A 24,888-nucleotide genomic window follows, 5' to 3' on the forward strand; every position below is an offset into this window, starting at 1 on the left:
CGGGGACGACGACGCCGCGTCCGAACAGGGGCGCGCAGACGGGAGAGACGCCATGGATCACGCCGCCCTCTACGCCGAGCGGCTGAAGACGCCGGACCAGGCTGCGGCCCTGATCCGATCCGGCGCCAGGATCGCCATGGGCCTGGGCGTGTCCCAGCCCCCGGCCCTGCTGAAGGCCCTGGCCGAACGGGCCGAGCGGGGCGAGGTCGAGGATGTGAACCTCTATTATCTGCTCTCCACCGCGATCGCCGGCGATACGGTGCTGCGTTACGAACTGATGGACCGCATCCGGCCCTGGAGCCTGTTCCACAGCGCCGTCGAACGCCGGCTGGAGCAGCGTGCCTTCGAGGAGGGGCGGCCCAGCCCGGTCCAGTTCATCCCGACCGGCTTCCAGCAGTCGCCCCGCCTGCTGTGCGACGAGGTCGACGTCGACACCTTGGTCTGCACCGTCTCGCCGATGGACGCGGACGGCTTCTTCTCCTTCGGCACCAATACCGACTACGCCAAGCCGGTGTCGGAGACGGCCCGGACGATCATTGTCGAGGTCAATCCGCATATGCCGCGCGTGTACGGCGACTGCACCGTCCATGTTTCCCGGGTGTCCGGAATCGTCGAACACGCCGCCCCGCTTTTGGCCGTGCCCAGGGCCGAGCCCCAACCGGCCGACCTGGCCATCGGCCGGATCATCGCCGACCTGGTCGAGGACGGCGCGACATTGCAGATGGGGATCGGCGCCCTGCCCAACGCCGTCTGCGACGCCCTGAAGAACCACCGCGACCTGGGCGTCCACACCGAAATGCTGACACCGGGCCTGGTCGAGCTGATGCAGGTCGGGGTGGCGAACCATACCCGCAAGACCCTGCACCCCGGCGTCGGGGTCTTCGCCTTCTCGATGGGCGACCAGAACACCTATGACTTCCTGCACGAGAACCGGGGGCTGGAGGCCCGGCCTGTCTCCTATGTCAACGATCCGGCCGTCATCGCCCGCAACGCCAGGATGGTCTCGGTCAACGCCACGCTACAGATCGACCTGAGCGGCGCCTGCTGTTCGGAGTATCTGAACGGCCGCCAGTTCACCGCCTCGGGCGGACAGCTGGACTTCGTGCGCGGCGCCTATGGCTCCGACGGCGGCAAGTCGATCATCGCCTGTCATGCGACGGCGGCCAGGGGGAGCTGCTCGCGCATCGTCGCCCGGCTGGACGGCCCGGTCACCACGCCCCGCAACGACGTGCATATCGTCGTCACCGAGCACGGGTGGGCCAACCTGAAGGGCCGATCGACCGGCGAGCGGGCCCGCGCCCTGATCGCCCTCGCCGCGCCCGAGTTCCGCGACGGCCTCACGGCCGAGGCCAGGCGGCAGGGTCTGATCTGAACCCCTTCTTGCGAGTCGTTATCAGCTTTTCATTTCCGGCCTCCTGGCCTAAACCCCGCCCCGTCATCGGGGAGTAGCCGCCCGCAACCATCAGCGGGGCCCGCGTCAACATACTTCCTCTCCCGGAGAGGATGGCGCGGGAACGGTCCAGGGTCTTTCAGATCCGGATCACGGCAAGACCGGCGGCTTTCGCAGGGACGTCCATGCGGGGCTCGGCTGCGAACGCCACAGGTCCGTCCGCCGAGGCTCCCGCGCATATAGGTTCCCGTTGGAAGCCTTCCTCATTTCGACCGGCCTGGTCTCCATCGCGGAGATCGGGGACAAGACCATGTTGCTGTCCATCGTGATGGCGGCGACCTGGCGACGGCCCACGCCCATCATCCTGGGCATTCTGGCGGCCACCCTGCTGAACCACGCCTTCGCCGCCCTGGCCGGCACCGTCCTGGCCCATTTCATCACGGGCGAGTGGATGCGCTGGATCGTCGGCCTCGCCTTTCTGGGTTTCGCGGCCTGGGCCCTGATCCCCGACACCCTGGACGAACAGAAGGGCGAGGTTCAGCGCGGCTTCTGGGCCATCTTCTGGACCACCGCCTCGGCCTTCTTCCTGATCGAGATGGGCGACAAGACCCAGGTGGCCACCGCCATGCTGGCCGCCCGATTCGAGAATCTGCCGGTGGTGGTCGCCGGTTCGACCCTGGGGATGATGCTGGTCAACGGGCCCGCCGTCCTGCTGGGCGAGACGGCGGCGAAGAAGCTGCCGCTGAAGTGGATCCGGCTGGCCGCCGCCGCCGGTTTCGCGGCGACCGGCCTGTGGATCCTGCTGGCCTAGCGGCCGGCTTGGCCGTATCAGATGAGGCATGGCCCGTCCTTGTCCCGTCTGGCTTCCGGTCGTCGCCCTGTCGCTGATCCTCAGCCTGGGACGGCCCGACGACGCCCGCGCCGCCGACCGCGTCTATGCGGTGGACGGCGGCTGCGGGGGTCGGCCTGCGACCACGGTGCGGACGGCGCCGGGCTATTGTCTTGGCTTGGTCTGGCAGGGCGCTGGCGGCGAGGGGCCCCGCATGCCACGCGGCCTTCTGCCCTTGGACGGCGGCGACTGGCTGGTCACCGACCTGGGCGGGTGGGAGCCGGGCCGCGGCGCCGTCTGGCGGCTGTCGTTCGATCAAGGCGGCGCCCCGCGCTGGCGACGACTGGTCCGGGGCCTGTCCATGCCCCACACGGCGGCGCGCGGGCCGGACGGGCGGATCTATGTGTCCGAGATGAACCGCATCCTGACCCTGGATCCCGATGCGGCCGATCCGGCAGCGACGGTGCGGACGGTGATCGGCGACCTGCCGGACAATCGGCTGCATGAGAACCGCCATCCCCTGTCCAGCTTCGTCTTCGACGGCGACGGCGCCCTGCTGGTCAATGTCGGCGCACCCAGCGACCGCTGTATCGACGCCAGAGGCCGGGCGCGCGTCAATGCGTCGGGCGCCTGTGTTGACAGCGCCGCGACGGCCCAGGTGCGACGTCACGCCTATCTTGGAAACGGCCGCTGGGCTGAGGCCAGCACCGTCTTCGCCTCGGGCCTGAGGAACTCCATCGCCTTGGTCCGGCACCCGTCGGGCACGATCCTCCAGGGGGAGAACTCGGTCGATCTGACCACGCCCGACCATCCGTATGACGAGATCAATGTCCTGCGTCAGGGCGGCCATTACGGCTGGCCCTATTGCGTCGATCTGGCCACGCCCCTGCCGGGCTGGAGCGCGGCCCAGGCGCGGTGCAGCGAGCGTGACCGCCCGGTCGCCCTGCTGCCGCCCCACGCGGCGCCGCTGGACCTGATCTATTACGACGGAGCGATGTTCCCCGAACTGCGCGGCCGGCTGCTGATGACCTGGCACGGCTACCGCCGCGCGGGCGGGCGGATCGTGGCGGCCGAGACGGACGCGCAGGGCCGTCCCCTGACCGACATCGGCGGCCGCTACGCCATCTATCCGCGCGGCGCCCTGTCCTATCCGGCCGGCGCGCCCAGTATCAGGGGCAAGGTGCTGACGCCGGGCTGGGACGCGGTCGCGGGCCGTCAACCGCGCGGATCGCCCGTGGCTCTAGCAGTCGCGTCCGACGGGTCGATCTGGGTGAGCGACGACCGGAGCCGGGCGATCTTCAGAATCGCCCGGTCAGACGTCGCGCCTTAGCCCTCGCGGGCCTGACGCTTAGCCAGGACGCGCAGGCGAAGCGCATTCAGCTTGATGAAGCCGGCGGCGTCCTTGTGATCATAGGCCTGGACGCCTTCCTCGAAGGTCACCAGGTCCTGGTCGTACAGGCTGTTGGGGCTCTCTCGGCCGATGACCGAGACATTGCCCTTGTACAGCTTGACCTTGACCGTGCCCGAAACCTTTTCCTGGCTCTTGTCGATGGCCGCCTGCAGCATCTCGCGCTCGGGCGAGAACCAGAAGCCGTTGTAGATCAGCTCGGCGTATTTAGGCATCAGCTGGTCCTTCAGGTGCATGGAGCCGCCGTCCAGGGTGATGCTTTCGATGCCGCGGTGGGCCGCGATCAGGATGGTCCCGCCGGGGGTCTCATAGACGCCGCGCGACTTCATGCCGACGAAACGGTTCTCGACCAGGTCCAGACGGCCGATTCCGTTGTCGTGGCCGTACTGGTTCAGGGCGTTCAGGAGGGTGGCCGGGCTCATGGCCTCGCCGTTGATCGAGACGGCGTCGCCCTTCTCAAAACCGATCTCGATGATCGTGGCCTTGTCCGGCGCGTCCTCGGGCGAGATGGTGCGCTGGTGGACGAACTCGGGGGCTTCGACGGCCGGGTCTTCCAGAACCTTGCCCTCGGAGGAGGAGTGCAGGAGGTTGGCGTCGACCGAGAAGGGCGCCTCGCCGCGCTTGTCCTTGGCGATCGGGATCTGGTTCTTCTCGGCGAAGTCCAGCAGGGCCTCGCGGCTGCGGAACGCCCATTCGCGCCAGGGGGCGATGACGCGGATATCGGGCTCCAAGGCGTAATAGCCCAGTTCGAACCGCACCTGGTCGTTACCCTTGCCGGTCGCGCCGTGACAGACGGCGTCGGCGCCGACCTGGCGGGCGATCTCGATCTGGCGCTTGGAGATCAGCGGGCGGGCGATCGAGGTGCCCAACAGATAGTCGCCCTCATACTGCGCATTGGCGCGGAACATCGGGAAGACGAAGTCGCGCACGAATTCCTCGCGCAGGTCGTCGATGAAGATGTTCTCGGGCTTGATGCCCAGCTTCAGCGCCTTCTCTCGTGCGGGGCCAAGCTCCTCGCCCTGGCCCAGGTCGGCGGTGAAGGTCACGACCTCGGCGTTATATTCGGTCTGCAGCCACTTCAGGATTATCGAGGTGTCCAGGCCGCCCGAATAGGCGAGGACGACTTTCTTCACGGGCTTGTCGGCGGGGGCGGACATGGCGGCTCTTTCGGTAAACTCGACGGCGCGATGGGGAGAATTGACGCGCGCATAAGACCGGGGGTCCGGCGATGCAACCTTTTCCGGGGCGGCCCCACCGAAAGATGAAGCTTTGTTCATGTTCATTCGGTCGCGTTGCCAGTGGATCGACCGTCGTTATGGTCGTCGTCCATCTGTCACCAAGGATGTCGAACCCATGCGTCGCGCCTCTTGCTTCGTCGCCGCCGCCGCCCTTCTGGCGGTCTCCACCCCGGTCTGGGCCTCAAACGCCGCCGTGTCGGCCCCCGCAGCCTCGGCCCAGGCCGCCGCGCCCGCCCTGCGGGCCGCACCGGTGTCCGAACTGGTCGCCGAGGTGGACATTCCCTACACCCGCTTCACCCTGGACAACGGCCTGACCGTTCTGGTGCATGAAGACCACAAGGCCCCGGTCGTGGCCGTATCGGTCTGGTACAACGTCGGCTCCAAGGACGAGCCTGAGGGCAAGACGGGCTTCGCCCACCTGTTCGAACACCTGATGTTCGGCGGCTCGGAGAATGCGCCGGGCAGCTATTTCACCCCGATGCGCAACATGGGCGCGACGGACATGAACGGGACCACCTGGTTCGACCGCACCAACTATTTCGAGACGGTTCCGACCCCGGCGCTGGAACAGGCCCTGTTCATGGAAAGCGACCGGATGGGCTATATGCTGGGCGCCATCAGCCAGGAGACGCTCGATCTGCAGCGCGGCGTGGTCCAGAACGAGAAGCGCCAGGGCGACAACCAGCCCTACGGCCTGAACGAATACAAGCAGCTTGAGGCCCTGTTCCCGGAGGGCCACCCTTATCGCCACTCGACCATCGGCTCGATGGCCGACCTGGACGCGGCCTCGATGGAGACGGTGCGGGACTGGTTCCGCTCCAACTATGGTCCGAACAACGCCGTCCTGGTCCTGGCCGGCGACATCACCCCGGCCAAGGCGCGGGAGCTGACCGAGAAGTATTTCGGCCCGATTCCGCGCGGCCCGGTCAACACCCCGGCCCAGGCCTCCGTACCGACCCTGCCGGCGCCGGTCAGCGAAACCACCCACGACCGCGTCTCCAACGCCCGAATTCAGATCAGCTGGGCCGTGCCCGGCCTGTTGGACGCGGACACCGTGCCGCTCAGCATCGGCGCCTCGGTCCTGGGCGGCCTGGCCAGCTCGCGGCTGGACAATGAACTGGTGCGCGGGGAGCAGACCGCCGTCTCGGTCAGCGCGAACAACGGCGCCTTCCACCGCGTCGGCATGTTCGAAATCACCGTCGACGTGAAGCCGGGCCAGGACCCGGCGGCCGTCGAGGCCCGCGCCCGCCAGATCCTGAACGATCTGATCGCCAACGGCCCGACGGCGGCCGAGGTGGAACGGGTCAAGACCCAGTACGTCTCGCGCACGGTTCAAGGTCTGGAACAGGTCGGCGGCTTCGGCGGCAAGGCCGTGGCCCTGGCTGAGGGCCAGCTCTACGCCGGCGATCCGGAGCACTACAAGAAGGAGCTCCAGGCCTATGCGGCGGCCACCCCCGCCCAGGTCCAGGCGGCCATGCAGAAGTGGCTGACCCGTCCGGCCTATACACTGACCACCCTGCCGGGCGAGCGTGAGGCTTATCAGGAGGCGGCGGAGGCTCCCTCGGGCGCCAACCGCACCCCGGCGCCCCCGATCAAGCGCGTGGCCCGCATGCCCAAGCCCGAGATCGCCGCCGTCGCCAACGTCGACTTCCCCACTGTGGAGCGCACGCGCCTGTCGAACGGGGTCGAGGTGGTCTACGCCCAGCGCGACGCCGTGCCGGCGACCAAGATCGCGGTCGAGTTCGACGCGGGCATCGCCGCCGACGAGGCGTCCAAGCTGGGGCTGCAGACCCTGATGCTGGACCTGATGGACGAGGGTACGCGCAATCTGAACGCCACCCAGCTGGCCGAGGCGCAGGAAACCCTCGGCGCCGCCATCTCCACCGGCGCCACCATGGATCGGTCGGTGGTCCAGCTGTCGGCCGTGACGCCCAACCTGGAGCCCTCGGTCGCTCTCCTGGCCGAGGTGGTCAAGACCCCGGCCTTCGCCGCATCCGAGCTGGAGCGGCTGCGCGCCACCCGTTTGGCGCGGATCGCGGCGGAACGGACCCAGCCGGCCGCCCTGGCCAATCGCGCCCTGCCCGAACTGATCTACGGCTCGGCCAACCCCTATGGCCGCCCGTTCAGCGGCAACGGCGACGAGGCCAGCGTCAAGGCCATCACCGAGGCCGACATCCGCGCCGACTACGCCGAGTGGATCCGGCCCGACAACGCCAAGATCTTCGTGGTCTCGGACAAGCCTCTGGCGGAGATCAAGCCTCTGCTCGACGCCCAGTTCGGCCATTGGGTCCCCTCGGCCACCCCCAAGGGCGTGAAGGATTATTCCGCGCCGATCCCCGCGACCCCGTCGAAGATCGTGCTGATCGACCGGCCGCAGTCGCCTCAGTCCTACATCATGGGCGGGACGGTCTTGTCGGCCAAGGGCTCGGACGACCTGCTGGTCTTCAACGCCGCCAACAATGTGCTGGGCAACGACTTCCTGTCGCGCATCAACTCGGACCTGCGCGAGACCAAGGGGTGGTCTTACGGCGTCAACGCCTCGACCGCCGGCTTCGTCGGCCGCGTGCCCTATCTGATCACCGCCCCGGTCCAGGCCGACCAGACCGGGCCGGCCATCACCGCCCTGAACGCCCAGTTCAACGACTTCCTGAAGGGCGGCAAGGGCGTGACGCCGGCTGAGCTGGAGCGGACCGTCAACGGCAATACCCGCCGTCTGGCCGGCAGCTATGAAACCTCCTTGGCGGTTCTGAACGCCATGCGGGTCAACGACATGCTGGGCCGTCCGGACGACTATCCGGAAACGGTGGCCGCCCGCACCAACGCCCTGACGACGGCCGAACTGGACGCCGCGGCCCAGGCCGCGCTCGACCCGTCCCGCTTCGTCTGGGTGGTCGTCGGCGACGCCTCGGTGGTCAAGCCCCAGCTCGACGCCCTGGGCCTGCCGGTCGAGGTTCGCTCGGCGAGCGGCGCCGCCCAGTAAGAGCCTCGTCAGTCGCAAACGACAAAGGCCCGGAGCATTTGCTCCGGGCCTTCTTTTTCGTCCTTACCGCGCCGAAAGGCTCAGATCAGGGCGCCGTGGCAGTGTTTGAACTTGCGGCCCGAGCCGCAGGGGCAGGGCGCATTGCGGCCGGTCATCTCCCAGCCCGGCGGAAGCGCCTCGACCGGCAGTTTCGACCGGTCGTCGCCGATCAGCTGGCCTTCGGGGTTCTGAGCGGCCGGATCGGCCATCTCATTTTCGCCGGTGCCGGGGTTCAGGTGGATTTCCTGGAACTCAGGCAGTTCAGGCGGCGCCTGGAAGCGGAACTCCACCGTCATCAGCCAGCGGGTGACGTTGTGGCGCAGGTCGTAGAGCAGACCTTCGAACAGGTTGAAGGCCTCGGTCTTATACTCCTGCAACGGATCGCGCTGGCCGTAGCCGCGCAGGCCGATCACGCCGCGCAGATGGTCCAGATGGACCAGGTGTTCGCGCCACTGCATGTCGATCATCTGCAGCATGAACTGCTTTTCCAGGCCGCGCGTCTGTTCGGCGCCGATCAGCTCCAGACGTTCGGCCGCGCGGGCGTCGGCGGCGGCCAGCAGCCGCTCCTCGATCTCCTCGTTGGAGACGCCTTCCTCGGCCGCCCAGTCGTGGAGCGGCAGCTCCAGCCCCAGGGTCGAGCGGACCTTTTCATCCAGGCCGTCGATGTCCCACTGTTCGGCATAGGCCTTGGGCGGCATGTAGCGTTCGACCAGGTCGGACACCACGTCGCGGCGGAAGTCGCCGACCAGTTCCGACAGATCCTCGGAATCCATGAACTCCTGGCGCTGTTCGAACACGGCCTTGCGCTGGTCGTTCACGACGTCGTCATACTTCAGCAGGTTCTTGCGGATGTCATAGTTGCGGGTCTCGACCCGCTTCTGGGCGGTCTCGATGGCGCGGTTCAGCCAGGGGTGGGTGATGGCCTCGCCTTCCGCGACCCCGAAGGTCTTCATGATCGAGTCCAGACGATCGCCGGCGAAGATGCGCAGCAGGTCGTCCTCGCAGGACAGATAGAATTTCGACACGCCGGGGTCGCCCTGACGGCCGGTGCGGCCGCGCAGCTGGTTGTCGATACGGCGGCTCTCATGGCGTTCGGTGCCCAGGACGAACAGACCGCCGGCGGCGAGCGCCTTCTCGCGGTTGACGGCGATCTCGGCCTTGAACTCGGCCTCCTTGGCCGCGTGCATCTCGGGCGTGACCTCGACGGCCATGTTCCGCTGTTCCAGCAGCCATTTCTGCATCTTCATCTCGAGGTTGCCCCCGAGCTGGATGTCGGTGCCGCGGCCGGCCATGTTGGTGGCGATGGTCACCGCGCCCGGCAGACCGGCGTCGGCGACGATATAGGCCTCCTGCTCATGCTGGCGCGCGTTCAGGACCGAGTGCGGAATGCCGCGCAGCTTGGTCTCATAGGTGATCTCATAGGCGGCGTCGCCGATCTTCTCGGCCTCCTTGGCCTTGCCCTCGTACTGGGGCTTCAGCTTGCGCGAGACCTCGACCTTGTACTCATAGGTGCGCAGCAGCTCAGACAGTTGTTCGGAGCGCTCGATCGAGACCGTGCCGACCAGGATGGGCTGGCCCGCCAGGTGGCATTCGGCGATCTGCCGGGCGATGGCCTGGCTCTTTTCCGCATGGGTCCGATAGACTTCGTCGTCATAGTCCTTGCGCTGGATCGGCCGGTTGGTCGGCACCTCCAGCACCTCCATCTTGTAGATGTCGCCGAACTCCTGGGCCTCGGTCGCGGCCGTGCCGGTCATGCCGGACAGCTTCTGATACAGGCGGAAGTAGTTCTGGATCGTGACTGAGGCCAGGGTCTGGTTCTCGGGCTGGATCTTGACGTCTTCCTTGGCCTCGATGGCCTGGTGCAGGCCTTCGGACAGGCGCCGGCCGGTCATCATCCGACCGGTGAACTCGTCGATCAGAATGATCTCGCCGCCCTTGATGATATAGTCCTTGTCGCGCTGATACAGGGTGTTGGCGCGCAGGGCCTGGTTGGAGTGGTGGACCAGGCTGATGTTGGCGGCGTCATAAAGACCGGTGGTGTCGGGGGCGAAGTGGCCGCCCTTCTCCAGGGCCTCTTCCAGACGCTCGGAGCCCAGCTCGGTCAGCAGAACCTGTTTCTGCTTCTCGTCCAGTTCATAGGTGTCCTTGTCCTTGATCAGATCTTTGATCAGGGCGTCCAGCACCTTGTACAGGTCCGACCGATCCTCGGTGGGGCCCGAGATGATCAGGGGCGTGCGCGCCTCGTCGATCAGGATGGAGTCGACCTCGTCGACGATGGCGAAGTTGTGGGGGCGCTGCACCATCTCGCGCCGGTCATAGACCAGGTTGTCGCGCAGATAGTCGAAGCCGAACTCGTTGTTGGTGCCGTAGGTCACGTCGGCCGCGTAGGCGGCCTGGCGCTGGCCCTGGGACAGGCCGTTGACGATGACCCCGACCTCAAGACCCAGGAAGCGATAGACCCGGCCCATGGTCTCGGCGTCGCGGCGGGCCAGATAGTCGTTGACGGTGATGACGTGGACGCCCTTGCCTTCCAGGGCGTTCAGATAGACCGGCGCCACGGCGACCAGGGTCTTGCCTTCGCCGGTCCGCATTTCGGCGATGCCGCCCTCATGCAGGATCATGCCGCCCGCCAGCTGGACGTCATATTGACGCTGGCCCAGCACCCGCTTGGACGCCTCGCGCACGACGGCGAAGGCTTCCGGCAGGATCTTGTCCAGGCTTTCGCCATTGCTCAGACGGTCGCGGAAAGCGTCAGTCATCATCCGCAGCTCGTCGTCCGACAGGGCGGCGAACTTGGGCTCTAGCGCATTGATGCGCTGGGCATGGTCCTGGAAAGCCTTGACCTTGCGGTCGTTGGAAGAGCCGAAGAGTTTCTTGGCGAAGCCGAGCATGTCAGATCCGGTAAAGGTCGAGCGTCATTAAGGAGCGGCTCTGAAATCCCGTGAGGGGCGGCGAGGATCGCGCCCCAAGCGGCGTTCGGACCGATGACGACCCCGCCGCGCCGACACAGGCGCGCGCGAAGGGCCGCGCAGACGATCAAAACCCCTCGACTTGGGCGCAGGCGGGACTTAAGCACCGCCCTAACCCCTGTCAACGCGGGGGCTTTCGGCCGCCTTCGACGGAGCGTCCCCTTGATCCCATTCCGGCGCCTCCATTTCCGACACGCCCCTTCCCGAGGGGGCCTTGGATCGGTCGGCGGCATCGCCTTGGTCGCCGCGACGGCCTTGGCGATGATGCTGGCCGCCTGTTCGCGCGGCGGCGACGACGATCGGGCGCCGCAGCCGGGCGACCGGCAGGTAGCCAAGGTTCAGGACCAGATCATCTGGGCCTCGGACGTCAAGCGCGAGGCGGTGGCGCAGGGTCTGGTCGGGGAAGGCGAGCCCCTGGATGTGACCTCCGAGCTTTTCCGCCGGGTTCTGGACGAGGTGGTCGATCAGAAGCTGCTGGCGCGCGAAGCGGAGCGCCGTCGCCTGGACGCCTCACCTCTGGCGCAGCGGCGGCTGGAGGCGACCCGCGAACGGATTCTAGGCGACATGCTGGTCGAGAGCGTCGTCAACGGCGCCATCTCCGATCAGGCGATCCAGACGCTTTACAATGAGCAGCTGCGCCTGGCGAAGACGTCCGAGGAGATCCGGGTCCGCCTGATCCTGTCGCGCACCAAGCCCGAGGCGGACGCCGTCATCGGCATTCTGGGCCAGGGCGCCAGCTTCGAGGCCGTGGCCATGGAGCGGTCGATCGACGAGGCCACCCGCTTTTCTGGCGGCGACCTGGGCTATTCCACCCTGGACGTCATGCCCCAGGCCTATGCCGGCGCCCTGCGTGACAAGCCGGCCGGTTCGACCGTCGGTCCCTTCCAGACCGAGGGCGGCTGGGCCGTGCTGCGGGTCGAGGACCGGCGCAAGGAAAACCCGCCGACTCTGGAACAGGCTCGGCCGCAAATCGTCCGCTACCTGACCTATGAAGGGGTGAGACGCCTGTTGGAACAGCTGCGCGACAAGGCCAAGGTCGATATTCTGCTGCCCGGCGGTTCCGGCGCGGGTGACGAGGAGCCGGCGTCGGCGCCGTCGGGGGGCCTGACCCGCCCCGCCCCGGCTCCCGCCCCGCCTTCCGCGTCTGACACTCCCCTCTCACCGGCCGCCTGACATGACCAAGACCCCCACGACCGGCCAAAAGATCGAACAGGCGTTCGAAAAGGCGCTGGACCCCTTCGCTGCAGCCCTGAAGCGCGCCACGCGTCCGGCCGAAGCCGCCGCCGCGCCGGCCGCCACGCCCGCCGGAAAGCCCGGCCTGGCCGTCTCGCCCCTGGCTGTGCCCTTCCCGACCATTCCCCCTATCGGCGGGGTCGAGATCGCCACGGCCCGCGCCGGATTCTATAAGCATGAGCGCGACGACCTGGTCGTTTTCCGGTTCGCGCGCGGCACCAGCTGCGCCGGGGTCTTCACCCGCCACAAAATCGGCTCGGCGCCGGTCGACTGGTGCAAGAAGCATCTGGGCGGGGCCGAGGGCGGCAAGGACGTGCGCGCCCTGGTGGTCAACGCCGGCTGCGCCAACGCCTTCACCGGCAAGGCCGGCGCCGACGCCGCGCGGCGGGCGGCCTCTGAGGTGGCCAAACGGTTCGGATGCCGCCAGCGGGACGTCATGATGGCCTCGACGGGCGTGATCGGCGTGGTGCTGGACGAAAAGAAGATCATCGCCAAACTGCCGGACATCGAGGCGGGTCTGGACGCCGACATCCATCCGTCGGAGCAATGGACCCGCGCCGGGCGCGGCATCATGACCACCGACACCTTCCCCAAGGGCTCCTACGCCGAAGCCGAGATCGAGGGGTATAAGGTCCGGATCGCCGGGGTCGCCAAGGGGTCGGGCATGATCGCCCCGGACATGGCGACCATGCTGGCCTTCATCGTCACCGACGCCGACATCCATCCGAACGTGCTGAAGGCCCTCCTGGGCCTGCACGTCCGCACCACCTTCAACTCGGTGACGGTGGACGGCGACACCTCGACCAATGACACGGCCCTGCTGTTCGCCACCGGAACCTCGGGCGCGCCGCGGATCGGGCGGGTCGGGGACCGGCGTCTGAAAAGCTTCTCGGCCGCCCTGGACAAGGTGATGCTGGACCTGGCGCACCAGCTGGTGCGCGACGGCGAAGGCGCGACCAAGTTCGTCAAGGTGACGGTGGACGGCGCCGCCAGCCCCGCCTCGGCCCGCAAGCTGGCCAAGTCGATCGCCGACAGCCCCCTGGTCAAGACCGCCATCGCCGGCCAGGACGCCAACTGGGGGCGGGTGGTCATGGCCGTAGGCAAGACCGACGAGCCGGTCGATCGCGACCGGCTGGCGATCAGGTTCGGCCCTCACCAGGCCGCCGTCGACGGCGCCCCCTCGCCGACCTACGACGAGGCCAAGATGACCGCCTATATGAAGAAGCCCGAAATCGACATCACCGTCGACGTCGGCGCGGGCCGGGCCTCGGCCACGGTTTGGACCTGCGATCTGACCAAGGGCTATATCGAAATCAACGGCGATTATCGCAGCTGATTTCGTGGTAAGGTGAGGGCATGAGCGCGAAGCCGAAGCCATTCGATCCCTATGCTCGTATGGACGGGCCGATGGTCAGCCAGCAACTGATCGACGACCTGCGTGGCCCCTCTCCTTCGGCGGCGGCTATGGCCTGGGTCGCACGATCCATTGAGGACGCCGAGGCGGCGCCCGCGCGAGCCGCCACAGAAGTGTTGGCCGATCTTGATCGATTGATTGACGGATTCGAAGCCAAAAGTGGGCGTTGACATCCGACTTTCGGCAAGGGCGCAGGCTCAACTCACCGATTTGATGGCTTCGATCGCCCAAGAAAGCCCTACGGGGGCTCGCAGGTTGCGCGGCGCCTTAGGTCAGTTGCTCGATCGAATAGGCGAGTATCCCGAAAGCTGTCCTGCTGTCGGCGGCGATCCAAGACTGCGCATGGGGCTGGCGGCGCGCCGCCTTCATCTTCTCTACCAGATCCGCGACGACGGTCTCTTGGTGCTGAACGTCGTCTATGCGGGTTACGACCTACGAAAGCTGTTCGACGAATGACTGAAGCCATCCCCACCGTCCTCGTCGTCGCCGTGGCCCTGATCGACGTCGACGGACGGGTGCTGATCGCCAAACGACCCGAGGGGAAGACGCTGGCCGGCCTGTGGGAGTTTCCCGGCGGCAAGGTCGAGCGCGGCGAACGGCCCGAGGCGGCCCTGATCCGCGAACTGCGCGAGGAACTGGGCATAGAGGTCAGCGAATCCTGCTTGGCGCCCTTCGTCTTCGCCAGCCACGCTTATGATTCTTTTCACCTGTTGATGCCATTGTATCTGTGTCGCCGTTGGGACGGCGTGGTCGCCGCGCGCGAACACGACGCCCTGGCCTGGGTCAGACCGAACCAGCTTTCGGACTATCCCATGCCGCCGGCCGACGAACCCCTGGTCGCCTGGCTGCGCGACCTGTTGTGACCACCGCCGTCCATGGAGCGGGACATGAACGGATTCATCGCCCGGTTCCTGAGCGACGAGCGCGGCGCGACCGCCATTGAATACGGTCTGATCTGCGGCTTGATCTTCGTCGCCATCCTGGGCGGTTTGAACGCCCTGGGGGGGGCCAACGGCGCCCTCTACAAAGACGTCATGCAGAAGATCGCGGACGCCCTGGGACGCTGACGCGTTCCCGCAGCGCGATCAAGCCGGATCGCCCTCCTCCCCCGTCAACTCCTTGACCCCCAAGGCGTCGGCCAGCCGGACCTTGGCCGAGCCGCGCGGCAGCGGCTTCTGCTGGCTCTCGTGCGGCTTCCAACCGGCCAGGTGAATGATTTCGAAGGTGGCGGAGATCCGCCCGTCCGCGTCGCCGTAGCGTTCGGCGTAAAGATGCGCCGCACGGCTGATGATTGCGCGATTCAGGGGGCGGATCGGCCCGTGCAGCACATTGGTCTCGCCCATGGCGCGGAGATCGCGGACCAGGGCGAACATGTCCGGATAGCGCACCACGAAACGGTCCACGTCCGAGACCGGCAGGGCGAAGCCGGCGCGTTGGAGAAGGGCGGCCCCGTCATAACCGTCGGCGAAGGGCGAAACACGCGCCTGGGCCCCGCCGCGTTCGGCCAGCTCGGCCTCGGTCAGGACGGCCCGAAGCTCCTTCAGGGCGCCCGCCCCGAACAAGGCGCCCAGAAACAGCCCGTCCGGTTTCAAGGCGCGCCGGATCTGGGCCAATGCGCCGGGCAGGTCGTTGGCCCAGTGGAGATTGAGCAGGGAGACGATCAGATCCGTCGTCCCGTCTTCCAGCGGCAGGGCGTCGCGACCGGGCGCGGCCCGCTCGGCCCGCGAGGTCGGAGCGACGATCCGCCCCACCCGATCCGCCGCTTCGCTGGACGCGAGGGCCCGGGCGAAGGGGCCCGGATGGGCGGACAGATCGACCGCGACGGGAAAGTCGCGCAATATGGCCTCGAGACTGCCGACCGCGTTTTCGGCCGCGCGGACGTGAAGAAAATCGGCCTGCGTCAGCCGCCTTTCGGACCGCGCCAGTCGCGCCTCTCGACGCCCGGCGTCAAAGATGCGCGGGGGGGCGGTCGTCGGCGGCACGGCGTCGGGGCCGGAGGAGGGGGAAAGGCTCATGGACCTTCAGGATGGGGGTTTGGGGCGCGCCTGGGAAGGGGCGGCGCGTCATTTGCGGCGGGCCGGCCTGGACTTCGCGCGGGGACTGGCCGATCTGGTCCTGCCGCCCCTGGCGCATGACAGCCCCGAGGCCACGGCCGCTGCCGGCCTGACGCCCGACGCCTGGAGCCGCATACGGTTCTTGGAGGCGCCGGTGTGCGACGGCTGCGGCGCGGCCTTCGAATTCGACGGCGGCCCTTTCGCCGAAACCCGCTGCGCAGCCTGCATCGCCCAACCCTATGTCTTCGCCCGCGCCCGCGCCGCCTGCGTCTATGACGAGGCGTCCCGAAGCCTGATCCTGCGCTTCAAACACGGGGACCAGCAGCAGTTCGCCGCCCTGTTCGCGCGCTGGATCAGCCGAGCGGGCGCTGAACTGGTCGCTGAGGCCGACGCCGTGGTCCCCGTGCCCCTGCACCCGTTGCGACTGCTGTCGCGCCGGTTCAACCAGGCCGCCGAGATCGCCCGCCCCCTGGCCCGAAGGGCGGGGCTGGACTATCTGCCCGACGCCCTGATCCGGGCCAGCCATACGGCGAGCCAGGGCGGCAAGAGCCGCCGCGGCCGACGGCTGAATGTGAAAAAGGCCTTCGCCGTGACCGAGGCCGGGCGACGCCGCCTGAAGGGGCGCCGCATCCTTCTGATCGACGATGTGTTGACCACGGGCGCGACCGGCGAGGCCTGCACGCGCGCCCTGCTCGACGCCGGGGCGCGGGCCGTGGATCTGGCCGTGATCGCGCGGGTGCGAAACGCCCGTGAACTGACTATGTAGTCCCTATCGCTCCCCGCGCGGCTCGCTGCTTGAGGGACATGCTTAATCTGGAGTTCTGATTTGGCCGACGTCGTCATCTACACCAAGCCCGGCTGCCCCTATTGCTACAGCGCCATGGCGCTTCTGAAGAAGAAGGGAGTCGATTATCATGAGATCGTCGCCTCCAACGACCCCGACAAGAAGGCCGAGATGGTCGAGAAGTCGGGCGGGCGCATGACCTTCCCCCAGATCTTCATCGACGGTCAGCACGTCGGCGGCTCGGACGACATCCACGCCCTGGACCGCGACGGCAAGCTCGACCCGCTTCTGACGGCCTGATGCGATGAGCGGCGGGCTCGACATCGCCCTGATCCAGACCCGCACGCCGGCGACGGCCGAGGCGGCCCTGGCCCATGTCGAGCCCCTGATCCGCGAGGCGGCGGCGGGCGGGGCGAAATTCGTCCTGACGCCGGAAGGGACCAATGTCCTGGAACAGCGCCGCGACCGACGCGACGCCGCGATCAAGGATGAAGAGGCCGACGTCGCCGTCCTGGGTCTGCGCCGTCTGGCGGCGGAACTGGGGATCTGGCTTCTGATCGGCTCGGCCCTCGTTCGGTCCGGCCAAACGGGCGATGGGCGAGCGGCCAACCGGTCGCTGCTGGTCGATCCGGCGGGCGCGATCACGGCCCGGTACGACAAGCTGCACGTCTTCGACGTCGAACTGCCCAATGGCGAAAAATATTGCGAAAGCGCCACAGTGCGGCCCGGCGACGGGGCGGCGGTCGCCGACACGCCCTGGGGCCGGCTGGGTCTGACCATCTGCTACGACATCCGCTTCCCCCACCTGCACCGCCAGCTGGCCAAGGCCGGGGCCTCAATGATCGCCGTGCCCGCCGCCTTTACGGTTCCGACCGGAGAAGCCCATTGGGAGGTGCTGCTGCGCGCCCGCGCCATAGAAGCCGGCGCCTTCGTCTTGGCCCCGGCCCAGGGCGGCCTGCATGAGGACGGCCGCCGCACCTGGGGCCGTTCGACGGTCGTGGGCCCCTGGGGCGAGATTCTGGCCAAGGCGGATCATGACGAACCTTGCATTCTTAAGGCCAAGCTGGACATGGAGGCGACGGCCAAGGCCCGAACGGCCGTGCCGGCCCTGACCCACGACCGCGACTTTCTGCCCGCCCGCTGATTCAGCCCCAACCCTCATGATCCGATACGCCCTCAACTGCGACCAGGCCCACGGTTTCGAAGCCTGGTTCGGCTCGTCCGCCGACTATGACGACCAGGCCGCGCGCGGTCTGGTCGAATGCCCCTTCTGCGGCTCGCGTTCGGTGCAGAAGGCGATCATGGCTCCCGCGGTCAGCGGCACGCGCAAGTCGGACGCGGCGCCCGAGATCGCCGCCCGGATGCAGACCATGATGATGGAGGCCGCGCGCGAGGTGCGCGCCCATGTCGAGGCCAACTTCGACTATGTAGGCGACGCCTTCGCCCGCGAGGCCCGCGACATCCATGAAGGCCGGTCCGAAAAGCGCGAAATCTACGGCGAGGCCACGCCCGCCGAGGTGAAGAAGCTGAAGGAGGACGGCGTCCCGGTCGCCCCCCTGCCCGCCCCGCCGCCGGACCCCTCCAAGGTCAACTGAGGTGACCTCGGGGGAGGAGCGGTATCAGGAGTTCGCGCCGCCAGCGGCCCTGCGGCCCTTCGTCCGCGTGATCTGGACCTACGCCGCCCCCGATCCCAGTCCAACCGTCCAGCGCATCGCGCCTGACGGCTGCCCCGAACTGGTGTTCGACCTCGGCGCCCCCTACGCCGAACAGGGCGAGGACGGTGCTTTCCGCCTGCAGCCCCCGGCCCTGTTCGCCGGACAGATGACCTGTCCCCTGGCCATGAAGCCGACCGGTCCCATCGAACTGGTGTCCGTCCGGTTCGAACCGGACGGGGCGCGTGACTTTCTGGGTCGACCGCTGGTCGAGGCGACCGACAGACGGCTGGACATGGTCGAACGCCTCATCGGGTTCGATCCGCCGCCGGGCGATCCGACGGGCCAGGCGGAGGCCTTCGTCGCCTGGCTGACCCGCCAGAAGCAGCACGGGGACTGGACGATCGACCCGATCGTTCGCCCAGAGATCGATGAGGCGGCCGCCGAGCGGCCCGCGCCGCCTCGGTCGTCGGGGGCGCAACGGGCGCTTCAGCGGCGCTTCGCCGACCGGGTCGGTGTCTCGCCCCGCCTGCTGCGGTCCGTCTTCCGCTTTCGCCGGGTATTCGACCACGCCGCGCAGCCGGACGGCGAGGCTCAGAGCTGGCTCGAGGCGGGCTTGAGGCCGGCTATTTCGACCAACCGCAGATGGCCCGCGATTTCCGGCGCTTCCTGGGCTGCACCGCCACGGAATGGGCCCGGGAGCAGCACGCCCTGGCCCGAGCCATAGCGTCGCAAACCTACAAGCCGTCGAGCCCGCACGCCGCCTAGCCTGTCGACATCGACCGGAGAGGGAAACCCACCATGCTGACCCCGCTGCTTCTCGCCGCCGCCCTTCAGACCGCGCCGGATCTGCGTCCCGATCTGGGCTGGATGGCCGGCTACTGGCTGTCCTGCGAACCGGGCCGCGAAGTGTCCGAGACCTGGACCGATCCACGCCTGAACCTGATGCTGGGGACCTCGCTGACCGTCCGCGGCGGACGGGCCGGGTGGGAGCTGTCGCGCATCGCCCCGGTCGATCCGAACCCGGCCGCGCCCCTGGCCTATTTCGCCCAGCCGGAGGGCCAGCCTGCCGCCGTCTTTCCGGTGATCGTCTCCGGGCCCAGCCGGGTGGTGTTCGAACAGGCGGCCGACGACGACTTTCCAAAACGGGTCGTCTATGAACGCGACGGCGATGTCCTGAACGCCCGGATCGAAGGCGTGCTGGACGGCCAGGAGAGGATTATTCGATGGCGGTTCCAGAAGGCGGCGCTGAACGCGCGCTGCCCCAGCTAGTCTGGCGGCCCATGCGGCCGAGCGACATCGACGCCGTGGTCGAGGTCGCCCGTCTGTCCTTCCCCGATCATTTCGAGGCGCGGGCCTGTTTCGAGAACCGGCTGGCGCTGTATCCGCGTGGCTGTTTCGTCTTGGCGGACGGGGACGCCCCGGCGCAGGGCTATCTGATCGCCTATCCCTGGCGGGCCGACGGGGCGCCGCCGCTGAACACGGTGATCGAAGGCCTGCCGACGGCCCCGGCCGTCCTCTATCTGCACGACCTGGCCCTGCACCCCGAGACGCGGGGCGGCGGGCTGACGCACGCGGTGGTCGAACGGCTGGCGGAACAGGCGACGGAGGACGGCTGGCCCGCCGTCGCCCTGGTGGCCGTCAATGACGCCGTCGCCTTCTGGTCCCGCCACGGCTTCGTTGAGCAGACGGCGCCGGGCATGGCCGCCAAATTGGCCAGCTACGGCGCCGACGCCCGCTATATGGTGCGTCGTCTCTAAAACTGGTTCAGCAGGCGACGCCCGCCGGCCTTGACGAACAGGCGGCGTTCGGAAGCAGGCAGCTGATAATAGGCGCGGCGCCGCATTTCCCGCTCGCACACCTGCGGCAGCCCCAGGTCGCTAGGCGTCAGAACCGCCCGATGCTGGGCGCACCAGTCTCGGCTGGCCGTCTGAATTCGATCGGCCAGAACCGCTGCGTCCCCCGTCCGGCCCATGCTCAGCCCCTTGGCGTCCACGCGCATGTCCGGCGCGCCGCCGGGCGCCAGAACGGCCGCCGCCAGCATCAATCCCATTAAGCCCGTCATCATCGTCTCCCTTGTCCAAACGGTCACGCCGTCGAGGGGTAGAGGAGTGGGCTCGACCGCGCGGATGCGGCGTCCGGAATGAAATATCGGTAAGGCGGCGGCAGGCGGCGAAACGCCCGCTCTGGTCTTTCCGTCCACATGGCTGTAAGAGGCGCGCGCTCCCTGCACGCCTTTTCATGACCAGCGGCCGCCCGCATCTCGGCCGCGCCTTTTCGCGATTATCAAATGAACCTGCGCAACGTCGCCATCATCGCCCACGTCGACCACGGTAAGACGACCCTGGTGGACCAACTTCTGGCCCAGTCCGGCGTCTTCCGAGCCAATGAGGCGACGACCGAGCGCGCCATGGACTCCAACGACCAGGAGAAGGAACGGGGCATCACCATCCTGGCCAAATGCACCTCGGTGCTCTGGAACGGCGAGGCCGGTGAAACCCGGATCAACATCATCGACACCCCCGGCCACGCCGACTTCGGCGGCGAGGTGGAGCGGATCCTGGGCATGGTGGACGGCTGCGTCCTGCTGGTCGACGCCGAGGAAGGCGTCATGCCCCAGACCAAGTTCGTCCTGACCAAGGCGCTGAAGATGGGCCTGCGCCCCATCCTGTGCATCAACAAGGTCGACCGCGCCCACGCCGATCCGGACCGGGTCCACAACGAGACCTTCGACCTGTTCGCCGCCATCGGCGCGACCGACGAACAGCTGGACTTCCCCCACATCTACGCCTCGGGCCGCAACGGCTGGGCGACGCTGGACCTGAACCAGCCGAACGACAATCTGGCGCCCCTGTTCGACCTGATCGTCCGTCACGTCCCGCCGCCCAAGCAGCAGCAGAACGTCGACAAGCCGTTCCAGATTCTGAACGTCCTGATCGAATCCGACCCCTTCCTGGGCCGTCTGCTGACGGGCCGGATCGAGAGCGGCAAGGCCGTGCCCGGCATGGCCATCAAGGCCCTGGACCGCGACGGCAAGGAGATCGAGCGCGGTCGCATCACCAAGGTCCTGGCCTTCCGCGGCCTGAAGCGCCAGCCGCTGGACGAGGGCTCCGAGGCCGGCGACATCGTCGCCATCGCGGGCATGTCCAAGGCGACCGTGGCCGACACCCTGTGCGCCCTGGAAGTCACCGAGGCCCTTCCCGCCCAGCCGATCGACCCGCCGACCATCTCGATGACCGTCTCGGTCAACGACAGCCCCCTGGCCGGTCGCGAGGGCGACAAGGTCCAGTCGCGCGTCATCCGCGACCGCCTGCTGAAGGAGGCCGAGGCCAACGTCGCCATCCGCGTCACCACCACCGAAGGCGGCGACGCCTATGAGGTGGCCGGCCGCGGCGAACTGCAGCTGGGCGTTCTGATCGAGAACATGCGCCGCGAGGGTTTCGAACTGTCGATCTCGCGTCCGCGCGTGGTCTTCCAGGAAGGTCCGAACGGCGAGAAGATGGAGCCGATCGAGGACGTCATGATCGACGTCGACGACGAGTTCTCGGGCATCGTCATCGAGAAGCTGTCGGCCCGTAAGGCCGAAATGACCGACATGGGCCCGTCGGGCGCGGGCAAGACCCGTATCCAGCTGAAGTGCCCGTCGCGCTCGCTGATCGGCTATCAGGGCGAATTCCTGACCGATACGCGCGGTTCGGGCGTGCTGAACCGGGTGTTCAGCCACTATGAGCCGCACAAGGGCGCCATCGCCGGCCGTCTGAAGGGCGTGCTGATCTCGAACTCCGACGGCGAAACCGCCGCCTTCGCCCTGTGGAACCTGGAAGATCGCGGCGTCATGTTCGTCGGCGCCGGCGAAAAGACCTACCAGGGCATGATCATCGGCGAAAACGCGCGCTGGGACGACCTGGACGTCAACCCGATCAAGGGCAAGCAGCTGACCAACGTCCGCGCCGCCGGCAAGGACGAGGCCGTTCGCCTGACCCCTGCGCGCCAGATGTCGCTGGAACAGGCCATCGCCTATATCGACGACGACGAGCTGGTCGAGGTGACGCCGAAGTCCATTCGTCTGCGCAAACAGGTGCTGAACCCGTCGTTCCGCAAGAAGCGCGTTCGCCCCGAATAATCCTTCACTGACGCATAGGGGTTCGGCGCCTATATGGGCCGGACATGACCCTCGTTCCGCCCAGTCTGGATGACCGCCTTGACGAGGCCGCCCGCGCGAAAGACCCGCGCGCGGCGGTCTCTGTCGTTCTGCGCGAAGCCTATGACGTCGCCCGCGATCGCGCCGAGCGCAAGCTGGACGGCGGAATGAAGGGGCGGGAAGTCGCCCGCCTCTACGCCAGGGCCGCCGACGACATGCTGTCGGCCCTGTGGCGCGTGGCGACCGAGGTCCTGTTCCCGGTTTCCCCGGTCGAGAGCGAGCGTCTGTCCCTGGTGGCCGTGGGCGGTTACGGCCGGGGCGTGCTGGCGCCCTATTCCGACCTGGACCTGTTGTTCCTGCGGCCGGCCAAGGCGACGCCGCGCGGGGGCACAGTGATCGAATTCGTCCTTTATGTTCTGTGGGATCTGGGCATCAAGGTCGGGCCTTCCGTGCGATCGGTGGAGGAGTGCCTGAGCCTGTCGCGCACGGACATGACGGTGCGGACCACCCTCCTGGAGGCGCGCCATCTTGCGGGGGACGCGCGCCTGTCCGAGCTGATGATCGGCCGGTTCCGCGACATGGTGGCCAAGGCCGACCCCCGTCCCTTCATCGCCGCCAAGCTGGAGGAACGCGCCGCCCGGCACCAGAAGGCCGGCGTGACCCGTTACAAGGTCGAGCCGAACGTCAAGGACGGCAAGGGAGGCTTGCGCGACCTCAACACCCTGTACTGGATCGCCCGATCCCTGGCGCCGGACAGCCGACTGGGCGCGGCGGTGATGGACGAACTGTTCACCCCGCGCGAACGCCGGACGTCCGACGACGCCTTCGACTTCCTGTGGCGGGTGCGGATCCATCTGCATCTGGTCGCCGGGCGGGCGGAGGAGAAGCTGACCTTCGACATGCAGCCCGAGGTCGCCCGGCGCATGGGCTGGCAGGGTCGGGGCGACGAGCCGGCGGTCGAGCGGTTCATGCGGCGCTATTTCCTCTACGCTCGTGACGTCGGCGCCCTGACGCGGGCCATGTCGGCCAAGCTGGAGGCGCGGCACCAGAAGACGGCCCAGGGTCTGTCGCGCCTGATCGCCTTTCGACCCAGTCGCCGAAAACTGGACATCGAGGGCTTCTGGATCGACCAGGGGCGGCTGTCGGTCGAGGACGCCTCGGTGTTCGAACGCGATCCGGTCAAGCTGTTGACCCTGTTCGTCTGCGCCGACCGGCACGATCTCGACCTGCACCCCGACGCCTTCTCCGCCGTGACCCGCTCCCTGTCGCTGGTGACGCCCCGTCTGCGACGCGATCCGGTGGCGTCGCGGGCCTTCCTTGACGTCCTGGCGCATGGTCAGAGGCCCTATCGCACCCTGACCATCATGAACGAGACGGGGCTGCTGGGGCGGTTCCTGCCGGAATGGGGGCGGATCGTCGGCCAGACCCAGTTCAACATGTACCACGCCTATACGGTGGACGAGCACACCCTCCAGGCCATCGGCGTCATCAACGACATCGCCCGGGGCAAGTTGAAGGCCGACCACCCGATGGCCAGCGAGATCGTGCACCTGATCTCGGACATGGAAGCCCTGATGCTGGGCATGCTGCTGCACGACGTCGGCAAGGGGGGCGAGCGCGGCCAGCTGGAGGACGGGGCCATCGCCGCGCGCCGGGCCTGCGAGCGACTGGGCGTCGATCCGCGCCGCATCGAACTGGTGGTCTGGCTGGTGCGCAGCCACCTGGCCCTGTCCGACTACGCCCAGAAGCGCGACCTGTCCGATCCGGGCACCATCCGCGCCTTCGCCGAACTGGTGGGCGATCCGGAGCGGCTGCGGATGCTGCTGGTCCTGACCGTGGCCGACATCCGCGCCGTTGGGCCGGGGGTCTGGAACGGCTGGAAGGGCCAACTGATGCGGACCCTCTATGACCAGGTCGCCGCCCTGTTCCGGGGCGAAGACGTGGCGCGCGCGGATCCGCTGGCGGCCCATCCGGCCCTGGTGGAGCGGGCGCGCCAGACCGGCGCCGCCGCCCAGGCCGCCCCCCTGACGCCGGTCGAGGGTCTGCCGGTCCAGGCCACGGAAATCTCCATCGCCGCCCTGGACCGGCCCGGCCTGTTCGCCGACCTGGCCCAGACCATGGCCGCCCTGGGCGCCGACGTCACGGACGCCCGGGTGGCGACCACGGACGAGGGAGTGGTGCTGGACGTCTTTCGGGTTCAGGACGGGGCGGGCCTGCCCTACGGCCAGGCCGAGCCGCGCCGGCTGAACGCCCTGATCGAGGCGCTGGAGAAGGCCGCGCGCGGCGAGGGCCGCATCGGCAAGGCGCCCGCCCCCGCCGGCAACGCCAGAAAGGCCGCCTTCGAGGTCCGGCCCGTGGTCATGGTCGATCACCACGCCAGCGAGACCGCCACCGTGGTCGAGGTCTCGGGCGCCGACCGGCCCGGCCTGCTTGCGGCCCTGTCGCGGGTCTTCAGCGACGAAGGGCTGAACATCCGCTCGGCCCATGTCGCCTCCTATGGCGAGCGGGCGGTGGACAGCTTCTATGTGGTCGATCGCAAGGGTCGGAAGATCACCTCGGAACAGCGGGTCGCCGAACTGCGCGCGGCCCTGGAAGCGGTACTGGACAGCCGCGCCCCGGCGCCGGAGGGCCGCAAGGTCGCCTCGGCCCGCGCCAGCGCGCGCGACGTCTCCGAACTGGGGCGGCGGACCCGCGCCAAATCCGTATCGCCGCCGACGGAAGCGCGCTAAGCCTCGCCTTTCTCCAGCCTTCCTCCCC

At 68.1% G+C, this 24,888-nt stretch carries 23 protein-coding genes and 1 riboswitch; of the genes, 19 read left to right on the forward strand and 4 right to left on the reverse strand.

Going from position 1 to position 24,888, the window contains the following annotated elements:
- The first annotated feature begins 52 nt into the window (after window positions 1–52).
- The 3 genes from ACW178_RS01945 to ACW178_RS01955 all read left to right on the forward strand — a co-directional run bounded on the left by ACW178_RS01945 (window position 53) and on the right by ACW178_RS01955 (window position 3,549).
- Window positions 53–1,372 (forward strand): acetyl-CoA hydrolase/transferase family protein, encoded by a 1,320-nt coding sequence (locus ACW178_RS01945; RefSeq protein WP_287103355.1) that lies wholly within the window; start codon window positions 53–55, stop codon window positions 1,370–1,372.
- 56 nt (window positions 1,373–1,428) lie between these two features.
- A riboswitch (yybP-ykoY riboswitch) is annotated at window positions 1,429–1,610 on the forward strand.
- A 30-nt stretch (window positions 1,611–1,640) separates the two neighbouring features.
- Window positions 1,641–2,201, forward strand: a complete 561-nt coding sequence (locus ACW178_RS01950) for a TMEM165/GDT1 family protein (protein ID WP_287103353.1) — start codon at window positions 1,641–1,643, stop codon at window positions 2,199–2,201.
- Window positions 2,202–2,229: 28 nt separating this feature from the next.
- Window positions 2,230–3,549, forward strand: coding sequence for a PQQ-dependent sugar dehydrogenase (locus tag ACW178_RS01955; protein WP_287103351.1), 1,320 nt, complete (start codon window positions 2,230–2,232; stop codon window positions 3,547–3,549).
- Here the strand turns inward: ACW178_RS01955 and ACW178_RS01960 are convergent.
- A complete protein-coding gene (locus ACW178_RS01960; RefSeq protein WP_287103350.1) occupies window positions 3,546–4,784 on the reverse strand; it encodes an argininosuccinate synthase in 1,239 nt (412 codons plus the stop codon). The genes ACW178_RS01955 and ACW178_RS01960 overlap by 4 nt on opposite strands.
- A gap of 196 nt (window positions 4,785–4,980) precedes the next feature.
- On the opposite strand from ACW178_RS01960, the gene ACW178_RS01965 reads away from it, so the two are divergent.
- A complete protein-coding gene (locus ACW178_RS01965) occupies window positions 4,981–7,845 on the forward strand; it encodes a M16 family metallopeptidase (RefSeq protein ID WP_492024812.1) in 2,865 nt (954 codons plus the stop codon).
- Window positions 7,846–7,925: 80 nt separating this feature from the next.
- Here ACW178_RS01965 and secA read toward each other — a convergent pair whose 3' ends face one another.
- Window positions 7,926–10,775: a preprotein translocase subunit SecA gene (secA, locus tag ACW178_RS01970; RefSeq protein WP_191554714.1), complete on the reverse strand. Its 2,850-nt coding sequence runs from the start codon at window positions 10,773–10,775 to the stop codon at window positions 7,926–7,928.
- Window positions 10,776–11,114: 339 nt separating this feature from the next.
- Between secA and ACW178_RS01975 the strand changes: the two genes are divergently transcribed.
- From ACW178_RS01975 to ACW178_RS02000, 6 genes are read left to right on the forward strand one after another with little or no spacing between them, the layout of a single operon-like run.
- Window positions 11,115–12,026 carry a peptidylprolyl isomerase gene (locus ACW178_RS01975; RefSeq protein ID WP_336969698.1) on the forward strand — a complete coding sequence of 304 codons (912 nt, stop codon included), beginning with the start codon at window positions 11,115–11,117 and terminating at the stop codon, window positions 12,024–12,026.
- 1 nt (window position 12,027) lies between these two features.
- Window positions 12,028–13,422, forward strand: coding sequence for a bifunctional glutamate N-acetyltransferase/amino-acid acetyltransferase ArgJ (argJ, locus tag ACW178_RS01980; protein WP_492024813.1), 1,395 nt, complete (start codon window positions 12,028–12,030; stop codon window positions 13,420–13,422).
- A gap of 20 nt (window positions 13,423–13,442) precedes the next feature.
- Window positions 13,443–13,670 (forward strand): hypothetical protein, encoded by a 228-nt coding sequence (locus tag ACW178_RS01985; protein WP_287104158.1) that lies wholly within the window; start codon window positions 13,443–13,445, stop codon window positions 13,668–13,670.
- On the forward strand, window positions 13,660–13,956 hold the full coding sequence (locus tag ACW178_RS01990; protein WP_287104156.1) for a type II toxin-antitoxin system RelE/ParE family toxin: 297 nt from the start codon (window positions 13,660–13,662) through the stop codon (window positions 13,954–13,956). Before ACW178_RS01985 ends, ACW178_RS01990 begins: the two co-directional genes overlap by 11 nt.
- Window positions 13,953–14,363, forward strand: a complete 411-nt coding sequence (locus ACW178_RS01995; protein WP_492024814.1) for a (deoxy)nucleoside triphosphate pyrophosphohydrolase — start codon at window positions 13,953–13,955, stop codon at window positions 14,361–14,363. The genes ACW178_RS01990 and ACW178_RS01995 overlap by 4 nt, the downstream gene beginning before the upstream one ends.
- 24 nt (window positions 14,364–14,387) lie before the next feature.
- Window positions 14,388–14,567, forward strand: coding sequence for a Flp family type IVb pilin (locus ACW178_RS02000; RefSeq protein ID WP_054764294.1), 180 nt, complete (start codon window positions 14,388–14,390; stop codon window positions 14,565–14,567).
- A gap of 18 nt (window positions 14,568–14,585) precedes the next feature.
- Here the strand turns inward: ACW178_RS02000 and ACW178_RS02005 are convergent, their stop codons facing one another.
- Window positions 14,586–15,515: a methyltransferase domain-containing protein gene (locus ACW178_RS02005; protein WP_054764295.1), complete on the reverse strand. Its 930-nt coding sequence runs from the start codon at window positions 15,513–15,515 to the stop codon at window positions 14,586–14,588.
- Between ACW178_RS02005 and ACW178_RS02010 the strand changes: the two genes are divergently transcribed.
- From ACW178_RS02010 to ACW178_RS02040, 7 genes are all read left to right on the forward strand, one after another.
- Window positions 15,514–16,320: a ComFC family protein gene (locus ACW178_RS02010; protein WP_054764296.1), complete on the forward strand. Its 807-nt coding sequence runs from the start codon at window positions 15,514–15,516 to the stop codon at window positions 16,318–16,320. The two genes, ACW178_RS02005 and ACW178_RS02010, sit on opposite strands and share 2 nt — an antisense overlap.
- Window positions 16,321–16,380: 60 nt before the next feature.
- Entirely contained in the window at window positions 16,381–16,638 is a 258-nt protein-coding gene (gene grxC / locus ACW178_RS02015) for a glutaredoxin 3 (RefSeq protein ID WP_054764297.1), read from the forward strand.
- Between the two features lie 4 nt (window positions 16,639–16,642).
- A complete protein-coding gene (locus ACW178_RS02020; RefSeq protein WP_492024815.1) occupies window positions 16,643–17,482 on the forward strand; it encodes a carbon-nitrogen hydrolase family protein in 840 nt (279 codons plus the stop codon).
- 16 nt (window positions 17,483–17,498) lie between these two features.
- Complete coding sequence (locus tag ACW178_RS02025; protein ID WP_182713721.1) at window positions 17,499–17,933, forward strand: DUF1178 family protein; 435 nt, start codon at window positions 17,499–17,501, stop codon at window positions 17,931–17,933.
- A 1-nt stretch (window position 17,934) separates the two neighbouring features.
- Window positions 17,935–18,717, forward strand: a complete 783-nt coding sequence (locus ACW178_RS02030; protein ID WP_287106310.1) for a DUF6597 domain-containing transcriptional factor — start codon at window positions 17,935–17,937, stop codon at window positions 18,715–18,717.
- Between the two features lie 74 nt (window positions 18,718–18,791).
- Window positions 18,792–19,262 carry a DUF6265 family protein gene (locus ACW178_RS02035; protein ID WP_287106308.1) on the forward strand — a complete coding sequence of 157 codons (471 nt, stop codon included), beginning with the start codon at window positions 18,792–18,794 and terminating at the stop codon, window positions 19,260–19,262.
- A complete protein-coding gene (locus tag ACW178_RS02040; protein ID WP_287106307.1) occupies window positions 19,217–19,750 on the forward strand; it encodes a GNAT family N-acetyltransferase in 534 nt (177 codons plus the stop codon). Before ACW178_RS02035 ends, ACW178_RS02040 begins: the two co-directional genes overlap by 46 nt.
- Here the strand turns inward: ACW178_RS02040 and ACW178_RS02045 are convergent.
- Window positions 19,747–20,058, reverse strand: a complete 312-nt coding sequence (locus tag ACW178_RS02045; RefSeq protein WP_152949181.1) for a UrcA family protein — start codon at window positions 20,056–20,058, stop codon at window positions 19,747–19,749. The genes ACW178_RS02040 and ACW178_RS02045 overlap by 4 nt on opposite strands.
- Window positions 20,059–20,280: 222 nt before the next feature.
- Here ACW178_RS02045 and typA point away from each other — a divergent pair, with 222 nt between their 5' ends.
- Together typA and glnD are read left to right on the forward strand one after the other, a co-directional pair.
- Window positions 20,281–22,113: a translational GTPase TypA gene (typA, locus tag ACW178_RS02050; protein ID WP_152949182.1), complete on the forward strand. Its 1,833-nt coding sequence runs from the start codon at window positions 20,281–20,283 to the stop codon at window positions 22,111–22,113.
- A 44-nt stretch (window positions 22,114–22,157) separates the two neighbouring features.
- Complete coding sequence (glnD, locus tag ACW178_RS02055) at window positions 22,158–24,860, forward strand: [protein-PII] uridylyltransferase (RefSeq protein ID WP_287106304.1); 2,703 nt, start codon at window positions 22,158–22,160, stop codon at window positions 24,858–24,860.
- Window positions 24,861–24,888: the final 28 nt, after the last annotated feature.

This window comes from Brevundimonas sp. AVps4 (genome assembly GCF_058681525.1).

Bases quoted from the DNA above. Each gene is read 5' to 3' on its own strand.
- ACW178_RS02005 (WP_054764295.1), bottom strand. From the start codon at position 15,515: ATGAGCCTTTCCCCCTCCTCCGGCCCCGACGCCGTGCCGCCGACGACC.
- glnD (WP_287106304.1), top strand. From the start codon at position 22,158: ATGACCCTCGTTCCGCCCAGTCTGGATGACCGCCTTGACGAGGCCGCC.
- ACW178_RS01985 (WP_287104158.1), top strand. From the start codon at position 13,443: ATGAGCGCGAAGCCGAAGCCATTCGATCCCTATGCTCGTATGGACGGG.
- ACW178_RS02025 (WP_182713721.1), top strand. From the start codon at position 17,499: ATGATCCGATACGCCCTCAACTGCGACCAGGCCCACGGTTTCGAAGCC.
- typA (WP_152949182.1), top strand. From the start codon at position 20,281: ATGAACCTGCGCAACGTCGCCATCATCGCCCACGTCGACCACGGTAAG.
- ACW178_RS01995 (WP_492024814.1), top strand. From the start codon at position 13,953: ATGACTGAAGCCATCCCCACCGTCCTCGTCGTCGCCGTGGCCCTGATC.
- ACW178_RS01945 (WP_287103355.1), top strand. From the start codon at position 53: ATGGATCACGCCGCCCTCTACGCCGAGCGGCTGAAGACGCCGGACCAG.
- ACW178_RS01975 (WP_336969698.1), top strand. From the start codon at position 11,115: ATGATGCTGGCCGCCTGTTCGCGCGGCGGCGACGACGATCGGGCGCCG.
- ACW178_RS02040 (WP_287106307.1), top strand. From the start codon at position 19,217: ATGGCGGTTCCAGAAGGCGGCGCTGAACGCGCGCTGCCCCAGCTAGTC.
- ACW178_RS02010 (WP_054764296.1), top strand. From the start codon at position 15,514: ATGGACCTTCAGGATGGGGGTTTGGGGCGCGCCTGGGAAGGGGCGGCG.
- ACW178_RS01960 (WP_287103350.1), bottom strand. From the start codon at position 4,784: ATGTCCGCCCCCGCCGACAAGCCCGTGAAGAAAGTCGTCCTCGCCTAT.
- ACW178_RS02035 (WP_287106308.1), top strand. From the start codon at position 18,792: ATGCTGACCCCGCTGCTTCTCGCCGCCGCCCTTCAGACCGCGCCGGAT.
- ACW178_RS02045 (WP_152949181.1), bottom strand. From the start codon at position 20,058: ATGATGACGGGCTTAATGGGATTGATGCTGGCGGCGGCCGTTCTGGCG.
- argJ (WP_492024813.1), top strand. From the start codon at position 12,028: ATGACCAAGACCCCCACGACCGGCCAAAAGATCGAACAGGCGTTCGAA.
- secA (WP_191554714.1), bottom strand. From the start codon at position 10,775: ATGCTCGGCTTCGCCAAGAAACTCTTCGGCTCTTCCAACGACCGCAAG.
- ACW178_RS02020 (WP_492024815.1), top strand. From the start codon at position 16,643: ATGAGCGGCGGGCTCGACATCGCCCTGATCCAGACCCGCACGCCGGCG.
- ACW178_RS01955 (WP_287103351.1), top strand. From the start codon at position 2,230: ATGGCCCGTCCTTGTCCCGTCTGGCTTCCGGTCGTCGCCCTGTCGCTG.
- ACW178_RS01965 (WP_492024812.1), top strand. From the start codon at position 4,981: ATGCGTCGCGCCTCTTGCTTCGTCGCCGCCGCCGCCCTTCTGGCGGTC.
- ACW178_RS02000 (WP_054764294.1), top strand. From the start codon at position 14,388: ATGAACGGATTCATCGCCCGGTTCCTGAGCGACGAGCGCGGCGCGACC.